Genomic DNA, 20,813 nt, shown 5'->3' on the forward strand with positions numbered 1-20,813 from the left:
ATAGGTACAATAGACCTCCATAAGACTAGACCGGAAACTTGGAAAATAAGGGGAGATACAACTGTGATTCAAAAAACAAATCCATATAAAATCATGAACATTCTCATTCTATCTGTACTTTGTCTGGTGCCGCTCTGTACGGTACCGGTGAATGGAAAATTAGAGACCATGTGGCCAAAGCTGATTCTACTGGCCTTTTTATCTGTTTTCTTTCTATACCTCTATATCAGAAACAGAGAGGAACTGCATCTCATAGAATGGGAAAGGGAAAACTTCTATCTTGCAGCCTATGTCCTGCTGGCGGGTATTGCAACCCTTTTGTCCATCAGTCCTTACATTTCATTTTGGGGATCTTCCTATCGCCATGACGGATTCCTGGCATTGATTCTTTATGTGTTTGCCTATCTCATGGCACGAAATGCCAAGGGCATCCAGCGGTATTTTTTTCAGGCGCTCACTGTGACTTCAGTACTCGTCTCAATCTTTGCAATCCTTCAGTTTTATGAGATGGATCCAGTGCCCCGCAATCTGTATCACATGGACTGGGTGGGGCTCGCATTTTCTACCATGGGAAATCCGAACTTTCTTGGATCTTACCTGACGCTGTCTTTACCAGTACCACTTTATCTTTACTTCTATAAAGAGAAGAAAATTGGGCTTTTGGCCTATATGATCATTTTTCTGGCTCTACTTGCCACAAGAACCCGGGGTGCCTGGATCGGCAGCTTCATCGGACTTCTGTCCTTTCTCTTCTATCATTGGCGGGCCTATGGGTTTCAGAAAAAAGAGATCCGAAGAGTCCTCACGGTTATTGCGGCTTCCTTCGGAGTCCTTGGATTTTTTATGCTCACTTCTGGAGACACCTTTCTCACCCGTTTTCTCTCCATCTTTCTGGACTTCTCCAAGATTGTGCGTCAGGAAGAAGGGGCTGAACTGGGCGGTTCTTTCCGAGTATATCTATGGGGGAAATCCATCGAACTGATCCGCATGAAACCGATCATCGGTCATGGCCTTGACACCATGTATCTAGCCATGAATGAAAATTTCAGACCACAGATCATTTATGATTTCGGCCATTATAAGAACTGGGATAAAGCCCACAATGAGTATCTCAATATTGCCGTTTCCTCCGGAATTCCATCTCTACTCTTTTACCTGGCTTTCTTGAGAAGGACCCTTAAGAAAGGCTATGGAAAACTGAAGACCCATCCTGCCTATGTTCCAGTCATGGCCTCAGTCACCGGATATCTGGTCCAGGCTCTCTTCAACATTCAAGTGGTGATGGTATATTATGTTTTCCTGGCATTTATCGGGCTCTTGTCCGCGAAAGAAGCTTTCAAAGAAGAATACAAAGCGTAGATCCTTCATGAGAATCCACGCATTTCAAAACACCCTCGGGTGTTTTTTTTTGCTTCCTTCGGAAAACTTATGGGAATCAGCTGATCAGGCCATGAAAACCTCCTCTGTAATTCTTATAAAATCTTTAAAATCTGAATTTATATAAATTGCAGCAAATAATAGATATATAGAGATAATTGAAGAAAAAGAGTGATAAATTCACTATAAATGGGTTCGATTGGTGGGTTGAAATAGGTATATAGTTTGAAAGTCAAATATTTTTCTAATCAAAGGAAACAGGAGGCGGAGCGCGTGGCGAGAATCATCGGAACAGGAAGTTACCTTCCAGAAACGGCATACAGCAATGAAGACATGGAAAAGATCGTAGAAACCAGTGATGAGTGGATCTATACAAGAACGGGGATCAGAAGCCGTCATTTTTCTAACGCATCTGAAAATACAGGAGATATGGGATACTTTGCCGCCATGAGAGCATTGGAGAATGCTGGCATGGATGCGTCCGAGATTGACTGTATCCTTGTGGCGACAACGACTCCCGAAAGTCTTGTGCCCAACACCAGCAGCTACATCCAAGCAAAGCTTGGTGTACCCGGTGCATCATGTCTTGATCTCAATGCAGCATGTTCTGGATTCATTTACGGGCTGGAACTGGCTGGAGCTCTTCTTCAAATGGGACAGAAAAAGAAAATTCTTCTCATCGGTACAGAGGTGCTCTCTAAAATAACAGACTTTACGGACAGAAAGAGCTGTGTGCTCTTTGGAGATGGAGCAGGGGCAGTGGTTCTTGACAGTGGAGATAATGCATTCCATGTAGTCACTGGTGCAGATGGTTCAAAAGGGGAATGTCTTTCCACGGGAACCTTTAAAGTAGAGAATATACTTGAAAAAAGTGAACCTTATTCCCAGTATATCGCCATGGATGGGAAGGAAGTCTATAAATTTGCGGTAAATATTCTGCCGGAAGTGCTCAGTGAAGCTGTGGAGAAGGGTGGAGACAGTGTTTCCTCATTGGATCATGTGATTCCCCATCAGGCGAACTTTAGAATCATTCAGGCAGCAGCAAAAAAGCTTCAGCTTCCCTTGGAGAAGTTCTATATGAACATCGATCATGTGGGGAACACATCTGCAGCATCCATTGCCATTGCGCTGGATGAGATGAACCGAAAGAAACTTCTTAAAAAAGGTCAAAAGATCGGTATGGTTGGTTTTGGTGGTGGTCTCACTTATGGGGCATGTTATCTGACATGGACCATGGAGTCCTAGATCCCATCTTACATAAAAAAATAAAATTTTGGAGGAATTATCAATGATTTTTGAAAAAGTAAAGGAAATACTCATGAAGGAACTGAACCTGTCTGGAGAAGAAGTGACCATGGAGGCATCCTTTGAAGCCCTAGGCATCGATTCTTTGGATCTTGTGGAACTTGTGATGCAGCTGGAAGAAGAGTTTGACATCAGTATGGAAGAAACCGAAGAAATGAAGACAGTTGAGGATGTTGTACGTTACATCGAAAAAGCAAAAGAAGCATAATAGAGGTGCACTATGAAGAATCGTATATGTGAACTGCTGGGAATACAGTATCCTGTGTTCCAGGGAGCCATGGCCTGGCTCTCCGATGGCACTCTAGCTGCTGCAGTCTCCAACGCTGGAGGCCTTGGCATCATTGCTGGCGGCAATGCGGAAGGCCATATCATCCGGGAAGAGATCCGCAAAGCAAAATCCTTAACAGACAAACCCTTTGGCGTCAACATCATGCTGCTCAGTCCTTACAAAGATGAGGTCATTGATGTCGTACTGGAGGAGAAAGTGGCCATGGTGACAACTGGTGCCGGAAATCCTGGAAAATACATCGAGAGATTTCACCAAGCTGGAATCAAGGTGTTTCCTGTGGTTCCTTCTGTAGCTTTGGCGAAGAAAATGGAAAAACTTGGCGCGGATGGCGTCATCGCCGAAGGAAATGAAGCAGGAGGGCACATTGGAAAACTTTCTTCCATGGTGCTGACCCCTCAGGTTTGTGATGCTCTATCCATTCCTGTGGTCATGGCCGGAGGCATCGGGGACCATAGAGGTGTCGATGCTGCGTTCATTCTGGGGGCGGAAGGTGTTCAGCTTGGCACCTACTTTATTCTGGCTGATGAATGCAGAGCCCATGAGAACTACAAGACCATGGTGGAAAAAGCAGGAGATCTTGATACCACCGTCACAGGACGGTTCACAGGGCATCCTGTTCAGGTATTAAGAAATAAGCTCACGAGAAGATTTGAAGAACTGGAAAAAAACGGTGGTTCGTTGGAAGATTATGAAGCTCTGGGAAGAGGGTCACTCTACCAGTCAGTCATACTAGGAGATCTGGAGAAAGGATCCTTCATGGCTGGTCAGATTGCTGGGCTAGTATCAAAGCGCGGCACCTGCAGCGAACTGATGGCGCATCTTCTGAAAGATGTGAAAAGCATACAGCAGCGATAAAAGGAGACATAGAAAGATGGCAATACGCTTTTACTTCCCCGGTCAGGGGGCACAATATGAGAATATGGGCTTGGATTTTTACGAGTCCTTTGATTCCTATAAGAAACTTCTGGAGGAAGTGGCTCTGGTAGGAGATGTACCCCTCATGGAGATTCTGAAGGATCCGGATGCGCTCTCTGAAACGGAGAATGCCCAGCTGGCCATCTTTTCCATGAGTTTTGGCATCGCAAAACTTCTTTCAGAGGAAGGGATTTATGCGGATGAAGTCATGGGCATCAGTCTGGGGGAATATGCGGCCCTTGCCTACAGTGGCGCAGTTCGGCAGCTGGATACAGTGAAAATGCTGAAAAAACGTTCTTATTTCATGTCTTTGGCCGCCAAAGAAAAAGAAGGATTTCTAGCCGCAGTCTCCTTCCTGGAAGAACATCTGGTGGAAGAAGCGGTTTCCACCACAGAAGATGTCTATGTCTCAAACTACAATGCGCCCAACCAGCTGGTTGTGGGGGGAGACGCAAAGAAGAAAGAGGAGATTCTTTCGAAGCTGAAGGAAAAGGGCGCGAAGAAAGTTACTTTTCTTTCTGTCTCCGGCGCGTTCCACACAAGATATATGGAAAAAGCAGCCCTTTATTATGGGGAATATCTGAAAAACATCAAATTCTTCCCACCGGAAATCCCAGTCTATGCCAATGTCAAAGGAAGCCTCTATGAAAGAGGGGATGACTTCAGAAAACTTCTTTCGGACCATGTGGATCACCCCGTGAGACTTTCCGGCATTCTTTCTTCTATGGAGAAGAATGAGGAGGATCTGCATGTGGTCATCGGCCCTGGCAAAGCCATGGCTTCCATTCTCAAGCAGAACAAGGTACCAGGAGAAGTGCTCCTTGTAAGCAGTGTGGAACAGTTCAAAGAAGCAGTCAGAAGAGTGAAGGAGAGGTAATTATGTCAAAGAAGACTTGTATCATCACAGGAAGCGGCAGAGGCATCGGAAAAGCCTGTGCGACTCATTTTGCAAGAAACGGCTACAATGTGGTGGTGAATTATGTGCACCGAGAGCCTTCAGCCCTTGTAGCGGAACTGGAGGAAATGAATGCTTCTTATCTGGTTGTCCAAGGGGATGTTTCAAAATCAGAAGATGCCAAAAACTTGGTGCAGAAAACAGTGGAAGCCTTCGGCCAGATTGATGTTCTCATCAACAACGCAGGAATCACAAAAGATGGACTGCTCATGAGAATGAAAGAGGAAGACTTCATGTCCGTTCTGGAGGTGAATCTTCTGGGGGCATTCCAGATGACCAAAGAAGTGACACCCTATATGATGAAAAAGCGTCAGGGAAGAATCATCAACATTTCATCCGTGGTGGGGATTCATGGAAATGCAGGGCAAAGCAATTACGCAGCCTCCAAAGCGGGACTCATCGGATTTACCCTGTCCATGGCCAAAGAGCTGGGAAAAAGAAACATCACCTGCAACGCCATCGCACCAGGTTTCATTGAGACAGAGATGACCGATGTCCTCAGCGACAAAGTCAAAGAGTCCCTCTATGAAAGAATTTCACTGGGACATCTGGGAAAGACAGAAGATGTGGCAAACCTTGCTTATTTCCTGGCTGGAGAAGAGAGTACCTACATCACCGGTCAGGTCATCAAAGTGGATGGCGGTATGAGCCTTTAGGAGGAAAACAGACATGAGAAGAGTAGTCATAACAGGAATGGGGACTGTAAACCCCATCGGAAACAGTGTGGAAGAGCTGAAGGAGAGCCTTAGAAATGGCACCTCCGGCGTAGGGAAAATCACACATTTTGACACAGAAGGATTCAAAGCAACCCTGGCCTGTGAAGTGAAATTTGAAGAACTGGATGATCTCATCGGGAAAAAAGAAGCAAGACGTATGGACCGGTTCACAAAACTTGCTGTGGCTGCCTGTGAGGAGGCTGTGAAAGATGCGAATCTTATGGATGCTTATGATCCATTTGACGTGAGCATCTACGTGACCTCTGGCATCGGAGGCCTTACCACCATGGAAGAGAACGTGAAGAAGTATATGGAAAAAGGTCCTGGCAGAGTATCTCCTTTCTTTATCCCCATGAACATCCTCAATATGGCAGCAGGAGAGATTTCTATGCGCTATAAAGCCATGGGCATTTCCTATGCACCGGTCAGCGCCTGCGCATCTGGCACCCATTCCATCGGAGAAGGCTTCCGGGCCATCAAACATGGCTATACCAAGGCAGCCATCGTCGGGGGATCTGAAGGATCCATCACTCCCATGGCTGTGGCAGGGTTTTCCAACATGAAAGCGTTGAACGAAACTACTGATGTTTTGAAAGCCTCCATTCCCTTTGACAAAGACCGTGCAGGATTTGTCATGGGAGAAGGCGCAGGTGCTCTAATCCTTGAGGATCTGGAAGAAGCGCTGAAAAGAGGTGCGAAGATTTATGGAGAAGTGGTGGGCTATGGAGCCACCACCGACGCCTATCATATGACACAGCCTCATCCTGAGGCACTGGGCGCTTATATGGCCATGAAAAAAGCACTGGAGGAAGCTTCCGTTGACCCTTCTGAAGTATCCTACATCAATGCCCATGGCACCAGCACCCCCATGAATGACCGTCTGGAATCCATGGCCGTGGTGAACCTATTTGGAGACCAAACACCGGTATCCAGCACCAAATCCATGACAGGGCACCTTCTTGGTGCAGCAGGGGCTGTAGAGTCCATCATCTCCATCATCGCAATCCAGGAAGGATTCATTCCAGCAACGGTGAACACAAAGGAGATGGATGAGGATGTGAAAGCGAATGTCATCATCGGAAAAAATCTCGAGAAGGATCTTCAGTATGTGCTCTCCAACTCTCTAGGGTTTGGTGGACATAATGCGTCTCTTCTCTTCAAGAAATGGGAGGGCAAGTAAATGGATCTGAAAGAAATACTGCTGCTACTTGAAAAGTTTCAGGATTCAGACCTGACTCAGCTGAAAGTGCAGCTCTCTGGAGATCTCTTCGAGGCCAAGAGAGGACAGGACCAGCCGGATGCAGTCCATATGAAGCAGGAGGCTGCCCCTAAAAAACCGTTTGTCCGGGTCCAGCCTGAGACAAAAGTGGAAAAGGAAGACCCTTCCATTTTACCGGAAGAAAGCCTGGAAGGGCTCATCCAAGTGAATGCACCACTTGTGGGTACCTTCTACGCAAGACCTGGAGAAGATGAGGATCCTTTTGTGCAGGTAGGGGATACAGTGAAGAAGGGACAGGTGCTCTGCATTCTGGAAGCCATGAAAGTCATGAATGAGATCAAAAGTCCTTGTGACGGTACCGTCAGAAAGATACTTATGAAGGATGGAGAAGCAGTGGATTTCGGAAAAACCATGTTTCTTCTGGAGGAGGCCTAAAATGGAGATGGACATCAGAGAAATCATGAAAGTGCTGCCTCATAGACCCCCTTTTCTTCTCATCGACAGAATCCTCTCCTGCGTTCCAGGAGAAAAGGTGGTGGCGCTGAAAAACGTCACCTACAACGAAGAATTCTTCCGAGGACACTATCCGGAGTATCCGGTGATGCCAGGTGTCCTCATTGTGGAAGCTCTGGCTCAGACAGGTGGATATGGCATCTTATGTATGCCTGAGAACAAAGACAAGACCCCATTTTTTGGTGGCATGAACAATGTGAAATTCAGAAAACAGGTGGTTCCTGGAGATACCTTGAGACTGGAAGTCACCATAGAAAAGCTCAAGCGTTCCTTCGGCAAAGGAAAAGGCATGGCATATGTGGGAGAGGATCTTGTCTGTGAGGCAGAACTTACTTTTATGTTAGGATAGGTGGTTATTTTGAAAATACTCATTGCCAATCGTGGAGAAATCGCAGTCCGGATCATTCGGGCTGCCCATGAGATGAATATAGAGACGGTGGCGGTTTATGCGAAAGCGGAAGAAGACGCCCTCCATGTGAAGCTGGCGGATGAGGCCTACTGCATCGGAGAGAAGCATTCCTCCGAAAGCTACCTGAACATGGAGAATATCCTCATGAGTGCGGTACACTCCGGTGCAAATCTGGTGCATCCTGGATATGGGTTTCTCTCTGAGAATCCTACCTTCCGAAAACTCCTCCGGGAATGCAGCATCGGTTTTATTGGACCCAGTGAAGAAACGATGCTTCAAATGGGAGACAAGTCCATGGCTAAATCCCTGGCAAAGAAGGCAGAGGTCCCCGTGGTTCCAGGATCAGATGGGGAAGTGCATTCTTTAGAGGAGGCAAAGACCGCTGCAGAAACCATCGGTTATCCTCTGCTCATTAAAGCTTCCAGTGGTGGCGGCGGCAAGGGGATCCGCATTGTGGAAAAAGAAGAGGACCTGAAGGGGGCGTATCTGGGGGCAAAGAAAGAAGCTCTGGCGAACTTTGGGGAAGATGGCGTCTATATGGAACGGTACCTGAAAAATCCAAGGCATATAGAGTTCCAGATTCTAAGGGATCAGCATGGAAACACCATCCATCTTTTTGAAAGAGACTGCTCCCTGCAAAGAAGAAAGCAAAAAGTGCTGGAGGAAGCCCCTTCGCCAAAGCTTTCTGAGACCCTCCGGAAGAACATGGGCGAAGCCGCAGTGCGTCTTGCCGAAGCCTCGGATTACCTCGGAGCGGGCACCATTGAGTTCCTAGTGGACCATGAGGAAAATTTCTACTTCATGGAAATGAACACCAGAATCCAGGTGGAGCATCCAGTGACAGAAATGATCACTGGCGTGGATCTCATCAAAGAGCAGATTCGCATAGCCTTAGGGCATCCACTGTCTGTGACCCAGGAAGAGCTGAAGCTCACAGGCCATGCCATCGAGTGCAGAATCAATGCAGAAGATCCGGACAATGGATTTATGCCTTCACCAGGTCTCATCACCTTCCTGCACTTTCCTTCGGGAAAAGACATTCGGGTGGACAGCGGATGCTATCAGGGACTACGGATTTTGCCCTACTATGACGCCATGGTAGCAAAGCTCATCGTCCATGGGAAAAACAGAGAAGAGGCCATCTTGAAAATGCAGAGCGCCCTCTATGAACTGAGTATTGAAGGCATTGTGACCAACCAGAGCTACCAGGAGGATCTTCTCCGGGAGAGCTTTTTCCAGAGCGGAGAGTATCATACACTGAGCCTGGATTCTTTCCAAAGGGGGACTGTAGATGGCGCTGTTTAAAAAAGAACGGAAATACTTCGCCCTGCATACCCATGGAGTGGAAACCCCATCTCCTGAAGCGGCGGAGGTTCTCACTCCGTCTATCCCTGAAGGGCTCTATCATAAATGCAGACACTGCGAGAAGCTGGTGCTTCGGGAAGACTTGGAGAAGAACCTGAAGATCTGCCCCAAGTGTGGGGGATATGAGCGTATGGGAGCCTGGGAACGCATTGACATGATTTTGGATCCATCCACCTTCCGGGAAATCAATGACCGGATTGTGGGGAAAAATCCATTGGATTTTCCAGATTACGAGAAGAAGATTGAACAGGTGCAGAAACACTCCGGTCTTACAGAAGCCATGGTCACAGGTTATGGGAGAATTGACGGGGTGAAGGTGGCGGTAGGTGTCATGGACCCCAATTTTATCATGGGGAGCATGGGTTCTGCAGTAGGAGAGAAAGCAGCCTCTTTGGTGGAGTTTGCCACCTTCTACAAGCTGCCCCTGATTTTATTCTCCGCCTCGGGTGGTGCCAGAATGCAGGAGGGCATCATGTCTCTGATGCAGATGACAAAGGTATCCTATGCCCTGAAAAAGCACCATGAGGAAGGCCTTCTTTATATCTCTGTACCGACAGATCCCACCACAGGCGGGGTGACGGCTTCCTTTGCGATGCTGGGAGATTTCATCATCGCAGAACCCAAGACCCTCATCGGATTTGCCGGAAGAAGAGTCATAGAAGGCACCATCAAAAAGAAACTGCCCGAGGACTTTCAAAGTGCTGAGTTTCTTCTGCAGAAAGGATTTCTCGATGCAGTGGTGAAAAGAGAAGAGCTACGAAAATATCTTGGCAGGATTTTAAGGATTCATGAAGGAGGGGTTGTATGAACGCCTGGGAACATGTGCTGAAAGCCAGAGACAAAAAAAGGCCTCTGCCCCATGATTTTATGAACCATCTGTTTCAGGAGTTTGTGGAACAGAAAGGGGACCGGCTTTATGGAGAGGATGGTGCCGTCTATGGCGGCATCGCTTTTTATAAAGGCACTCCCGTGACGGTAATCTCCATCACCAAAGGAAAAGACATGGAGGAGAACATACGCCGAAACTTCGGCAGTCCCAATCCGGAAGGCTACAGAAAGGCATTACGGCTTATGAAGCAAGCTGAAAAATTCAATCGGCCGGTATTTATGCTCGTGGATACCAAAGGAGCCGGGTGCGCTGTGGAAGCTGAAGAACGTGGGCAAGGGGAAGCCATTGCCAGATGCCTTTTTGAAAGCGCATCCCTCCGGGTGCCCATCCTTTCCATCATCACAGGGGAAGGTGGAAGTGGCGGTGCCTTGGCTCTCGCCTCTGGAGATGAGGTGTATATGCTGGAGCACGCCATTTATTCCATCTTATCCCCGGAAGGTTTTTCATCCATCTTGTACAAAGATGCAAAACGAGCAAAAGAAGCCAGTGATATTATGAAAATCACTGCAGAAGATCTATATGCTCTCAACATCATTGAAGGAATCATTCCTGAGGGAGAGACCATTTCAGAGAATCTCTCTGATGTTCTCCTGAGAATGGAAGAGATCCTCGACGGATTCCTCAGCAAAATGAAAGAAACTCCTGTGGAGACAATGCTTCAGGACCGATATGAGCGGTTCAGGAAATTTGGCGAAGTCTACTGGAAACCCTAATAAAACATCCCATGGTTCTAAAGAACTGTGGGATGCTTTTTTAAAAATAAAGTACTTGACCAGATGTACTACATCTGATAGAGTAAAAGTACTACATCAGATGAAATAGTAAAGGGGATGAGCATTTGATCAGTTCGGATGTCCTGCGGGGATATAATGATACCATGGTCCTTTACCTGCTGCTTCAGGAGCCTTCCTACGGCTATGAGCTGGCAAAGAAAATCAAAGAAACCAGCAGCGGGATCTATACCATGAAAGAAACCACGCTGTATGCAGTGTTCCAGAGACTGGAGAAAAATGGTCTGGTCACTTCTTTTTATGGAGATGAAACCGGCGGTAAAAGGAGAACCTATTATAAGATTACAGAAGAAGGAAGAGCGTATTACGAGGAAAAATGCGCGGAATGGTCACTGACAAAAAAAGTCATTGAACGCTTTATCGAAAGGGGAGTATAGAATGGACACCATCAGAACTTATCTTGAAAACATGTTTTTGCATCTGCCGAAAAATCCAGAAGTAAGACGTGCTAAGGAAGAACTTCTCAGCATGATGGAAGATAAATACCAGGAGTTGAAACGCGAAGGCAGAAGTGAGAATGAAGCCATCGGTATTGTCATATCTGAATTTGGAAATCTGGAGGAAATAGCCGAGGAGCTGGGGCTTACAAACTTCATGCATCAGGAGAATACAAGGAAAAATCTCAGAGTGATTTCCCGGGAAGATGCTTCACATTTCATGGAGAATCGCGAGAAAGCCTCCTATAAGGTTGCCTTGGGGGTTGTGCTCGCCATCTGGTCTCCGATACTGCTCATCATACTTTCGTCCATGGAGGAAGAGTTCCTGGGTGTACAAAATGGTGGCATGGCTTTGGGGCTTTTTGTGCTCATCGTCATGGTGGCAGCCGCCGTTGGACTTTTCATTCTGAGCGGCGTCGAATACGGCAGGTATGATTTGGATCAGAATGCTGATTTTACTTTGGATTTCCAGGCTGAAACCTATGTCAGAAATGAAGAGGAGAGAAACCGTCTGCCCATGGCGATCAAAATCACCATAGGCGTGGTCCTTTGTATTGTCAGTGTGCTTCCCCTGATTCTTCTTGGAATCCTGGATGTACGGGACGAAATGCTCATCATGGCAGTGGCGCTGCTTCTCTTTCTGGTGGGGTCTGCGGTGTTCCTTTTTGTCCTTACAGGCTCACAGCAGTCCAGCATGGATATTCTTCTGAAAAAGGGTGAGTACTCCATGGAAGCGAGGAAGAGATCCAAAAAAGCAGAAACCATCGGCAGCATATATTGGCCGCTCATTGTCCTTGTCTATCTGTACTGGAGCTTCACCTCAGGACTTTGGGGATTCACTTGGATCATCTGGCCTCTGGCTGGACTTCTCTTTGCAGCCATAGTCGGCGCAGCGGGACTTATCTCAAAAAAAGAAGAAGAGTAAATAGGTCAAAAAATAAGAGCAGTGTAAGATTTATGTCTTACTCTGCTCCTTTTTGATGTCTCAGATGGACTTATTTTTCTAGAAGACCCAGCACTGTATCAAGGAAAATCGGTGGAAGCTTCTCGAAAGAGTACTCTATTTCAATACGCTCTGTATACTGGTGCGCGTCAAACCCATAAGGTCCGATGTTCGCTACAGGAAGGCTAAGGTTTCGGATCTCCTCCAAGGGAAGCTTATAGGAGATGGAAAAGCCTGGCATGTTCTTTTTGAGCGCATCTACAGCTTCTTGCTCTGGAAGGGAGAAATAACTGAGATCGGAGATATAGGGATAAAACTTCCGGAATACCACAGGATGGGGACCACTTTCTTCTGTGAATCCTTCCAAAAGGTTCAGAAGTTTCTTCTCCACTTCTGTTTCTCCCGTCACGGCCATATGCGGATAGTAAGGAGGGGAGAAGTAAAGAAGCATCAGGGGATCTTTTCGGCCGGAGATCTTTGTGAGCTCCTTGGCCATGTGCATGGAGACTTCACGCTCATCTGTGATTCCTTGGGATAGAAGCTTCTCTGCATAGGCATTCATGTGTCCTGAAAGATCCTTGAATGTTCTCTCCACTTCCAGAAAGAGTTCTTCATAGGTCATGACCAGGACTTTCCAGGGTAATGTGCCCTTTGGAAGATGCATCCTTTCTGTAAAGACATCGTACTGCGACTGAAGCTTTGTGATAACGCTCTGGAAGGATTCCTCTGCTTCTTTTTTCAGCTGAGCCAGCACTTTTTCAGGCGTGATGCCGTGGGTGGCGTAGTTGAAGTAAACTTCAGCATCCCGGTTCGTCTGCACCGAGTACTCGGGTTTCAAATCTCTTTGCCTGAGGGTCACAGGCGGTACCGTCACTTCCCCCATAGATTCATCAGAAAGTGCCACATTGAGATTGATCTTCCGTACAAGCTCAGAGGCAAGTTCGTTGGCGTCCAGACCGCCGAATGGGTCCCCCACATGGGTTTCTTTTCCGACAATATAGAAACTGGGCATCAGCTTTCCTACGGTTCCCGCATAAAGATATCGGTTCCTATCGTGGAGGGTTCTGGTGGAAGTATAGTCGGTGTCCAGCGCCACAGTGTAGTGGAAGTTTTCTTTGTTTTTCAATTCCACTAGTTTTGGCACGCAGGACAGCATTCCTCTGGAGTTTCCTTCCTCATCTGAAACAAAGCAGGCTACAAGGTTTCCGGAGAAATCAGAAAGACTTTCTGAAGCCGTCTCCAAAAGATGCGCAATCATTGATACACCGGACTTCATATCAAGGACACCACGTCCAAAGAGATAAGCTCCGCTTTCAAGGTCTTTCTGCACGGCTTCAGGAAGATCCAGTTCTTTCAGTTTGTCCGGGAGAAAATCCGGCTCAGTAGCATAAGGCGATAAAGCGCCATAATCGGAAATACCCACGGTATCGATATGACCGATGAGCACCACCGCATTTCTGTTTTCTTCTTTTTGTCCTTGCAGGACCGCCATGAGGGACTTTCTATGATGAGGATCCTCCAGGTTCTCTACAAAAAACAGGTCTTCCGGATGTTCTTTATAATAGGGCAGTGCTGAAAGCACTTCATAGAGCTTTTCGCTTACGCGGTTTTCCTCTTCCGTGCCTACCACACTTTTTATTCTTACCAGCTCTTTGGTCAGTTCGATAATTCTACGGCTTGATAGCTTCATTTCATGACGCCTCCCATCTGTTCTTCCACTCTATTTTAGATGATTTTCTCTCAATAATCTAGGATTCACTGCAAAAGAAAGAGACGCTTCTTTCCTCAGTAAAGATCGAAACGTCTCTTGAATGGTTCATGAGTCAAAGATAGCATGCCATACTGTTCTCAGAGAAATACAGGATGAAATATCCTTATTCCTTACTGGAAGGTCCGGGGGCTTCTTTACCTTTCACATGGATTTTCTTCTTTCGGACCTTCACCGCGATGAAGACCATGACAGAAAGAACAGCCAGGAAGGGAAGTATATAGATCACGGCGATGGCAAAGGTCACAAGAGATTCCTCAAAGAAATCCAAAGAATCCTTGAGCGCTTTACCCAATCTTTCTGATAGAGTTGCCTGAATGCTCTCACCCGTCGTAAGCTTCGCCACTTCCTGAACATACACCGTCACTGTGCTGTAGCTTACGGCCTCGTTCAGGTAGTTGAGTTCACCTTTCAGGCTTTCAATCTGGTACATGATGTCCTGGAGCCTGGATTCAATGTTTATGATATCCTCCATGCGGTCGGCTTCCTCATAAAGTTCATTGAGCCTTTTTCTCTGGGCTTCCAGAGACTCTAATCTTGCGGTGGTGTCATTGTAGTATCTTGTGACATTCTGAAGGTTCGAGTTTTCTGAAATGATGTGCGCCGTATTTTTCAGTGCTGTGTTGAATGCTGCTACGTCATTCTTTGGGATTCTGATGGTATATCGGGCGTATTTGAAGATCTTTCCTTCCATAGAAGGCTGGTTGTATACTTCAGAATACTCAATATATCCCTTGAATTGAGCCACCAGCTCATCTACAGCTTTAATGGTCTCCGGAAAAGTCAGTGTTTCAAAATTCAGGGAATAGGTGCCGATGATCTTGTCTCCAGCGCCACCGGTGGGACGTCCTGAGTAGTCCGGGGTTCCTTCTCCATAGGAAGGTTCTTCCGCTGGTGCCTCTGGCATCCCGGGAGCAACACTTGAACCGTCTTCAGATTTTTCATTGAGGCTTCCCCCAAAGAAACTGGATACAAAAACACCAATGAAGAGGATGACAACAACTGAACTGATGCCGATGATGAGTTTATTTCTTCTTTTCATGGGAAATCCTCCTTAAAATACTCTTTCTTTAGCTCTATTGTAAAAGTTTTGATAACAGAAGTAATGACAAAATGATGCCAATTTTTACAAGGTGCAGAATTATCTTCAAAATATTTTGATAATGTACTAAAATGAAAGAAGAACGGCCCAGGGAGGAAATTATGGAAGTGAAGAACCTTATCGGACTTGACCTTGTTTACGGAGAAACGCTGCACTATGCCATGACAGTGCAAAACGTGCCTTTCATCAGAAAATGTGTGCTGAGAAATCTATCAGAAGAACCACTATCTGAGATGACCCTGCGCTTTACCTTTTCTGAAGACTTAGCAGAAGAGGTAGTCGTTGCTGTCAGCATACTGCCCCCTCTTGGAGAGATTGATCTGGGCGCTGTCCACATCAATCTGCGCAAAGAAATGCTGTTTCTACTCACAGAAATGGTTCATCTGTCCATGAAGGTCCAGGTGGTCCAGAATGAGGAGATCTTATATGAACATCAGTACCCCGTGGAGTTGCTTTCCTACAATCAGTGGCAGGGTATGGAAACCATGCCTGAGCTTCTGGCAGCGTTTGTGACCCCCAATCATCCATCCATTGATGGGATCCTTTTAGAAGCTTCAGAACTGCTGAAAGCCTCGGGCAAAGACCCCTCCTTTGAAGGATATCAGAGCCGAAATCCCAATCGGGTGCTGGAGGAAGTCCATGCAATCTATCAGGCCATTTCAAATCGGGGCATCCGATATATCGGTCCACCCGCTTCCTTTCATGAAACAGGGCAGCGCATCAGACTTTCCAGTGAGGTCCTCGAAAAGTCCATGGGCACCTGCCTGGATCTCACACTGCTGCTCTGTTCCTGCCTGGAAGCCATATCCCTAAATCCTCTGATTCTGCTCATGGAAGGACACAGCTATCTCGGTTACTGGCTGGAAGAAGAGTTTTTTCAGGATCCGGTCCTCTATGATGTGACAAATCTTCGAAAACGGACCGCCGAAGGAATGAGTTATATCGGCGTACTGGAAACCACAAGTCTTCGGGAAGGACTGCGTCTTTCTTTTGAAGAGGCTGTGGCAGAGGGATTGAAGCATCTGGAAAGAGAGGGCGTATTTCTTCTCGGAGTGGATGTGAAAAGAGCGAGGGCAGGGAGGATCCTTCCTCTGCCAGAAAGAGTGGAAAAGGATGGAAAGATGGTACTCCTGGAAGAAGCAGAGAGAAAAGACCGCGCAGATATAATACCAGAGCTGAAAGAAGTAGTCCGGGTTCTTTATGAAGAAAAAGAAGGGGTCCTTGACAAAAAATCCAGGTGGGAGCGAAAACTGCTGGACTTAAGCCTTCGAAACCAGCTTCTCAGCTACCAGGAAAAAAGAAAAGGCCTCCGGCTTCTTGCTCCGGACATCAAACTTCTAGAAGACTCTCTTTATGATGGCAAAGAATATACAATCCTCCCAGGATTGAAGGATCTGGACCGGATGGAAGACCGTGATTCCCTGTCTCCAAGGGAGATCGAAGAGCGTTTCCATGAACTCCTGGAAGGAGAGTTTCAGCAAGGGAAGCTTCGGACACTTCTTAGAGAAGAGGATCTGGAGAAAAAGATTACAAAAATTTACCGGGACGCAAGAACGCAGATGGAAGAATCTGTAGCAAACCAGCTGTTTCTGACGGTGGGGATGCTGAAATGGTATGAAACAGACAGCAGCCAAAAGACCAGATTTGCACCGATCCTTCTCATTCCGGTGGAGCTGAAGAAGAAACTTGGGAAATTCACTTATTCTCTTTCCGCAAGAGACGAAGACACTTTGATGAATGTCACTCTGCTTGAGAAGCTGAAGATGGACTTCAATCTGGATGTGAACGGACTGGAGGATCTTCCAATGGACGAACGCGGGGTTCATGTACTGGAGGTGCTTTCCAGGATCCGAGGGATCATCCTTGGCAAGAAGAGATGGGATGTGCTGGAAGAGACGCATGTAGGTCTCTTTTCCTTCAGTAAGTTTGTGCTGTGGCACGATCTCAAAACTCAGGGAGAGGCTATGAGAAGAAACGAAATCATTGCCTCCCTCCTGGAAGGAAAGAGGACTTTTCCTCTGGAAGAGGAAGACATTCTGGATTCCCCAGAAACAGACCCTGCAAAGATCCTTCTTCCAGTCAGCACCGATGCCTCCCAGCTGAAGGCCGTGAAAGAAGCCTTGAAAGGAAAATCCTTTGTACTGCACGGTCCTCCGGGAACAGGAAAGTCCCAGACCATCACCACCATCATCGCCAATGCCCTTTATCAGGGAAAGAAGGTTCTTTTTGTGGCAGAAAAAATGGCGGCGTTGTCGGTGGTTCAAAAAAGACTGGACAGTCTGGGGCTGGGTGATTTTTCACTGGAAGTGCACAGCAACAAGAGCAAAAAAACAGCAATTCTGAAAAAACTGGAAGAGACCACAAAAATATCTAAAAATGGAACGGGACATTTTGAAGCTGAAGCAGCAAAGCTCCAAGGAATCCGGGATGATCTGGGCACCTACGTGGAAAAGCTCTATCAGGAGGATTCCCTTGGTTTTTCTGCCTATGACTACATCGGAGGACTTGAGCATCTGAAAGAGGTGCCCTACATGAAAGATTTCACCCTTCCAGTGGACAGCATGAAAAAAGAGGATCTGGATAAACTTAGCCGCATGGCAGAGGAGTTCGCCGCGGCAGTAAAATCCGCTGGCCCCTTTGAAGATGCGCCACTGAAAGGAATCGGTCTCACAGACTATCGGCTGCATCTGAAAGAGCGTCTTCAAGGGCCTCTGGAAGCACTCACAAACTCTGCCAGAGACCTTCAGACAGCCTTAGATGAGGCTGGGGAACTGGATGATCTTCTGATCACCAAAATGAAACTGGATGGGTATATGGAGTTTCTTGCGTTCATCCAGGAGAAAACCATGGATGATTCTCTTCTTCTTGATTTTTGCATCGATGAGGTTCTGCCTCCACTACTGAACAACTGGAAAAAACTGGAAGATCTCCGGAACACTTTAGATGCGGCTTATATGAAAGAACTCTATGAGCTGCCCTGGATGAAGCTCGAAGAAGACTATGCCAAGGGGATCACCCAAGGAAAAGTGCTGGGCTTTCTACAAAGAAGAAAAGCTCTGAAAGTACTGTCCTCTGTGAAAAAATCCGGTTCTATCCTGGAAGAGGAGGTTCTGCCTCTGTTTGATGCCCTTCGTGAAATTCAGCGGATCAAAGACGAGATCCACGCACAATCCAGCGGCAGTCCTCTTTTTTTAGAAATTCCATCTGATACACCCATGACTCGGATGCTAGAAGCGCTCCTTAGAGAGAAGAAGAGACTCCATGAGATTCTTTCTGTTTTTGACCAAGAGGAGAAAAACCGGGTTCTTTCCATGAAAGCAAACGCCCATGGGGAGTCCGGGAAAAGAATCCTTGAAGCTTATAGCGCCTTCAGTAGTGCCTTCGCCACCTTGGACTCTATGCTGCAGCTTCATATCGACACGTTGGAGGGTCTGGAAGGCAGCTATCTGGTAAGGCTTCAAGACCGTTTGCTCACATACAGGAACAATCTGGATCAGCTGCGCACCTGGACAAGATATAATGAGATCCAGGCACTCCTTGAGGAAAAGGGGCTGAACACGTTGGTGGAGTCTTATAAAACCAGCAGCATTCCACCGGAACAGATGAAAGATGCACTGGTAAAATCCATATACTTCTTGGGATTCCAGGCAGTTCTTGAGAAAGAGCCCCTGCTTATGAAGGTTTCCGGGGAATCCTATGAAGAGAAAATCCGTTACTTCAAAGAGGTGACAGCGCAATATGAAGAAGCAGCAAGAAAGGAAATCATTTCGGTTCTCTCCAGCCGTGTGCCGGATCTTCTGAAAGAAGCCAGCAGCTCATCAGAGGTGGGCATTCTTCAGCGGGCCATCCGGAGTGGAGGAAGAGGCGTGACCTTACGGTCTCTTTTTGAGAAGCTGCCTCATCTGCTGCCAAGAATCACGCCCTGCATGCTCATGAGCCCTCTTTCGGTAGCCCAGTATCTGAGTCCTGCCAAAGCCTATTTTGATCTGGTAATTTTCGATGAGGCGTCTCAAATGCCAACCGCTGAAGCTGTAGGGGCCATGTCCAGAGGAGAACATGTGGTCATCGTAGGGGATCCGAAGCAGCTGCCACCCACTGCTTTTTTCCAGGCGGAAAGAGAACTGGAGGAGGATGGAGTGCTGGAAGACCTGGACAACATACTGGAGGATGCTCTGGCCCTTTCACTGCCTGAAACCTCTCTTCTTTGGCATTACAGAAGCAGGCATGAAAGCCTCATCGCCTTCAGCAATAAAACCTATTACGAGAACCAGCTCTATACGTATCCCTCACCTAGAGAAAGAATCTCCAAAGTCTCCTATGAGTATGTGTCCTCCGTCTATGGAAGAGGCGGAAGCCGGGCCAACAAAATAGAAGCGGAAAAAGTAGTGGAGGAAATCCTGAAACGTGCTGAGGGGAAGGAAGGGATGGAGTCCATCGGTGTGGTGACTTTTTCCACTGCGCAGAAAGACATGATTGAAGACCTGCTGGGAGAGGCTTTCCGGGACAGACCTGAACTGGAAGAAAAGCTTCTGACTCCTGAAGAACCACTTTTCGTAAAAAATCTTGAAAATGTCCAAGGGGATGAACGGGACGTGATCCTTTTCAGCATAGGCTACGGGCCGGATGAAAACGGAAAAATCACCTTGAACTTTGGCCCTTTAAACCGTGAAAACGGATGGAAAAGACTCAATGTGGCCATCACCCGGGCCAAGAAGGAGATGAAAATCTTCACGAGTATTCAGCCTGAGCAGATGGACATCACCAGAACCTCTGCAAGAGGGGTGGAGAATCTCAAGGAGTTTCTGGAATATGCCAGACGGGGCAGGAGTCTTCTAACATTGGATACGCTCAAACGAGAAGAGAAAGAAGAAGCCTTTCTTTATAGTGTCAAAAGAGCTCTGGAAGAAAAAGGACTGCAGGTGGATGCACTGGTGGGTTCCTCCAAGTATCGTGTGGACCTTGGTATCGTTGATGAAACCGACAACAGCTACAGACTGGGCCTTCAGTGTTTCGGGGAATCCTATCAGCATGCGGAAACGGTTAGGGACAGGGATGTGCTTCAGGAATCTGTTCTGAAAGGACTGGGATGGCACATCCATAAAGTGCATCCTTTGGATTGGACAGAGAATAGGGAAAAGGAGATTGAAAAGATCTTTACCATTTTAAATGGGCAGGAGAACCACATTTCAGAGAAGGAGCCTCCACGTTCTATCAGAAGCTTTGAGCCTGTATCGACCACTGCACCATCTTTACCCCAAGAAGAGGGCACACCATACCAAGAGGCTTTCTTTACACTGAAAACTTACAGTTCAGAAGAGTTCAGGATGCCTAAAAACACCAGACAGCTAAAAGACGTGATTTTACGTATCATAGAGATCGAAGCGCCCATCAGTCTGCCCGTTCTTTATCGGCAGGTGCTGAAAGCTTTTTCTGTCCGGTACACGGAAAAAAATGTGGAAACCGTTGATGCGGTGCTCTCCAGTCTTGGTTTTGATCTCCGGGAGGAGAATGGGGTTCTATTTCTTTACAGCGGTACGGAGGATTCCTTAAAAACCTTCCGGACCCCCATAAAGGCCTTAAAACGAGAGGTGCTTGATCTGCCGGAAACTGAGCTTCTCCATGGGGCCAGGTTCCTCTTGAAAACGCAGATTTCCCTGCCGGAAGAAGCGCTGAAGGAAGAGCTTTTAAAAACATTCGGGCTGAAAAAACATACCGAGGAAGAATCGGCGAAACTATCGGACGTTCTTCACAAACTGTCAACGGAGCCTCAGGTTACGGTAACAGACGGAATCTATGTTTATAAAGAGTAAAAAGGAAGGC

Annotated in this window: 17 protein-coding genes; 15 read left to right on the top strand and 2 right to left on the bottom strand. The window is 47.0% G+C overall.

Annotated elements, in window-relative coordinates; genetic code table 11:
- The first annotated feature begins 63 nt into the window (after window positions 1-63).
- The 14 genes from BM243_RS00650 (at window position 64) to BM243_RS00715 (ending at window position 12,105) form a co-directional block, all read left to right on the top strand.
- On the top strand, window positions 64-1,359 hold the full coding sequence (locus BM243_RS00650; RefSeq protein ID WP_074908984.1) for an O-antigen ligase family protein: 1,296 nt from the start codon (window positions 64-66) through the stop codon (window positions 1,357-1,359).
- 291 nt (window positions 1,360-1,650) lie between these two features.
- Window positions 1,651-2,622, top strand: a complete 972-nt coding sequence (locus tag BM243_RS00655) for a beta-ketoacyl-ACP synthase III (RefSeq protein ID WP_074908987.1) — start codon at window positions 1,651-1,653, stop codon at window positions 2,620-2,622.
- Window positions 2,623-2,665: 43 nt separating this feature from the next.
- Window positions 2,666-2,890: an acyl carrier protein gene (gene acpP, locus BM243_RS00660; RefSeq protein WP_031575663.1), complete on the top strand. Its 225-nt coding sequence runs from the start codon at window positions 2,666-2,668 to the stop codon at window positions 2,888-2,890.
- 12 nt (window positions 2,891-2,902) lie between these two features.
- Window positions 2,903-3,826, top strand: coding sequence for an enoyl-[acyl-carrier-protein] reductase FabK (gene fabK, locus BM243_RS00665; RefSeq protein WP_074908990.1), 924 nt, complete (start codon window positions 2,903-2,905; stop codon window positions 3,824-3,826).
- Window positions 3,827-3,842: 16 nt separating this feature from the next.
- Window positions 3,843-4,763 carry an ACP S-malonyltransferase gene (locus tag BM243_RS00670; RefSeq protein WP_074908992.1) on the top strand — a complete coding sequence of 307 codons (921 nt, stop codon included), beginning with the start codon at window positions 3,843-3,845 and terminating at the stop codon, window positions 4,761-4,763.
- Window positions 4,763-5,497, top strand: a complete 735-nt coding sequence (gene fabG, locus BM243_RS00675) for a 3-oxoacyl-[acyl-carrier-protein] reductase (protein ID WP_431602431.1) — start codon at window positions 4,763-4,765, stop codon at window positions 5,495-5,497. Before BM243_RS00670 ends, fabG begins: the two co-directional genes overlap by 1 nt.
- Window positions 5,498-5,510: 13 nt before the next feature.
- Window positions 5,511-6,737 (top strand): beta-ketoacyl-ACP synthase II, encoded by a 1,227-nt coding sequence (fabF, locus tag BM243_RS00680; RefSeq protein ID WP_074908999.1) that lies wholly within the window; start codon window positions 5,511-5,513, stop codon window positions 6,735-6,737.
- A complete protein-coding gene (gene accB / locus BM243_RS00685; protein ID WP_074909002.1) occupies window positions 6,738-7,211 on the top strand; it encodes an acetyl-CoA carboxylase biotin carboxyl carrier protein in 474 nt (157 codons plus the stop codon). It abuts the gene before it with no gap.
- Window positions 7,212-7,218: 7 nt separating this feature from the next.
- Window positions 7,219-7,638: a 3-hydroxyacyl-ACP dehydratase FabZ gene (gene fabZ, locus BM243_RS00690; protein WP_074910864.1), complete on the top strand. Its 420-nt coding sequence runs from the start codon at window positions 7,219-7,221 to the stop codon at window positions 7,636-7,638.
- A gap of 9 nt (window positions 7,639-7,647) precedes the next feature.
- Window positions 7,648-9,003 (top strand): acetyl-CoA carboxylase biotin carboxylase subunit, encoded by a 1,356-nt coding sequence (gene accC / locus BM243_RS00695; protein ID WP_431602427.1) that lies wholly within the window; start codon window positions 7,648-7,650, stop codon window positions 9,001-9,003.
- Window positions 8,990-9,871, top strand: coding sequence for an acetyl-CoA carboxylase, carboxyltransferase subunit beta (gene accD / locus BM243_RS00700; protein ID WP_074909008.1), 882 nt, complete (start codon window positions 8,990-8,992; stop codon window positions 9,869-9,871). Before accC ends, accD begins: the two co-directional genes overlap by 14 nt.
- Complete coding sequence (gene accA, locus BM243_RS00705) at window positions 9,868-10,665, top strand: carboxyltransferase subunit alpha (RefSeq protein ID WP_074909011.1); 798 nt, start codon at window positions 9,868-9,870, stop codon at window positions 10,663-10,665. The genes accD and accA overlap by 4 nt, the downstream gene beginning before the upstream one ends.
- Before the next feature lie 125 nt (window positions 10,666-10,790).
- A complete protein-coding gene (locus BM243_RS00710) occupies window positions 10,791-11,120 on the top strand; it encodes a PadR family transcriptional regulator (RefSeq protein ID WP_083422521.1) in 330 nt (109 codons plus the stop codon).
- Between the two features lies 1 nt (window position 11,121).
- Window positions 11,122-12,105 (top strand): permease prefix domain 1-containing protein, encoded by a 984-nt coding sequence (locus tag BM243_RS00715; RefSeq protein ID WP_074909014.1) that lies wholly within the window; start codon window positions 11,122-11,124, stop codon window positions 12,103-12,105.
- Window positions 12,106-12,175: 70 nt separating this feature from the next.
- Here BM243_RS00715 and BM243_RS00720 read toward each other — a convergent pair whose 3' ends face one another.
- Together BM243_RS00720 and BM243_RS00725 are read right to left on the bottom strand one after the other, a co-directional pair.
- Window positions 12,176-13,813, bottom strand: coding sequence for a M20/M25/M40 family metallo-hydrolase (locus BM243_RS00720; RefSeq protein WP_074909017.1), 1,638 nt, complete (start codon window positions 13,811-13,813; stop codon window positions 12,176-12,178).
- A 184-nt stretch (window positions 13,814-13,997) separates the two neighbouring features.
- Window positions 13,998-14,933: a DUF4349 domain-containing protein gene (locus BM243_RS00725; protein ID WP_074909019.1), complete on the bottom strand. Its 936-nt coding sequence runs from the start codon at window positions 14,931-14,933 to the stop codon at window positions 13,998-14,000.
- 161 nt (window positions 14,934-15,094) lie between these two features.
- Between BM243_RS00725 and BM243_RS00730 the strand changes: the two genes are divergently transcribed.
- Entirely contained in the window at window positions 15,095-20,803 is a 5,709-nt protein-coding gene (locus BM243_RS00730) for a DUF4011 domain-containing protein (RefSeq protein ID WP_074909022.1), read from the top strand.
- Window positions 20,804-20,813 lie beyond the last annotated feature (10 nt).

This window comes from Proteiniclasticum ruminis (genome assembly GCF_900115135.1).
Classification (GTDB): Bacteria; Bacillota; Clostridia; order Clostridiales; family Clostridiaceae; genus Proteiniclasticum; species Proteiniclasticum ruminis_A.

Coding starts and splice junctions, on each gene's coding strand:
- acpP (WP_031575663.1), top strand. CDS start 2,666: ATGATTTTTGAAAAAGTAAAGGAAATACTCATGAAGGAACTGAACCTG.
- fabK (WP_074908990.1), top strand. CDS start 2,903: ATGAAGAATCGTATATGTGAACTGCTGGGAATACAGTATCCTGTGTTC.
- BM243_RS00670 (WP_074908992.1), top strand. CDS start 3,843: ATGGCAATACGCTTTTACTTCCCCGGTCAGGGGGCACAATATGAGAAT.
- fabF (WP_074908999.1), top strand. CDS start 5,511: ATGAGAAGAGTAGTCATAACAGGAATGGGGACTGTAAACCCCATCGGA.
- accB (WP_074909002.1), top strand. CDS start 6,738: ATGGATCTGAAAGAAATACTGCTGCTACTTGAAAAGTTTCAGGATTCA.
- fabZ (WP_074910864.1), top strand. CDS start 7,219: ATGGACATCAGAGAAATCATGAAAGTGCTGCCTCATAGACCCCCTTTT.
- accD (WP_074909008.1), top strand. CDS start 8,990: ATGGCGCTGTTTAAAAAAGAACGGAAATACTTCGCCCTGCATACCCAT.
- accA (WP_074909011.1), top strand. CDS start 9,868: ATGAACGCCTGGGAACATGTGCTGAAAGCCAGAGACAAAAAAAGGCCT.
- BM243_RS00715 (WP_074909014.1), top strand. CDS start 11,122: ATGGACACCATCAGAACTTATCTTGAAAACATGTTTTTGCATCTGCCG.
- BM243_RS00720 (WP_074909017.1), bottom strand. CDS start 13,813: ATGAAGCTATCAAGCCGTAGAATTATCGAACTGACCAAAGAGCTGGTA.
- BM243_RS00725 (WP_074909019.1), bottom strand. CDS start 14,933: ATGAAAAGAAGAAATAAACTCATCATCGGCATCAGTTCAGTTGTTGTC.
- BM243_RS00730 (WP_074909022.1), top strand. CDS start 15,095: ATGGAAGTGAAGAACCTTATCGGACTTGACCTTGTTTACGGAGAAACG.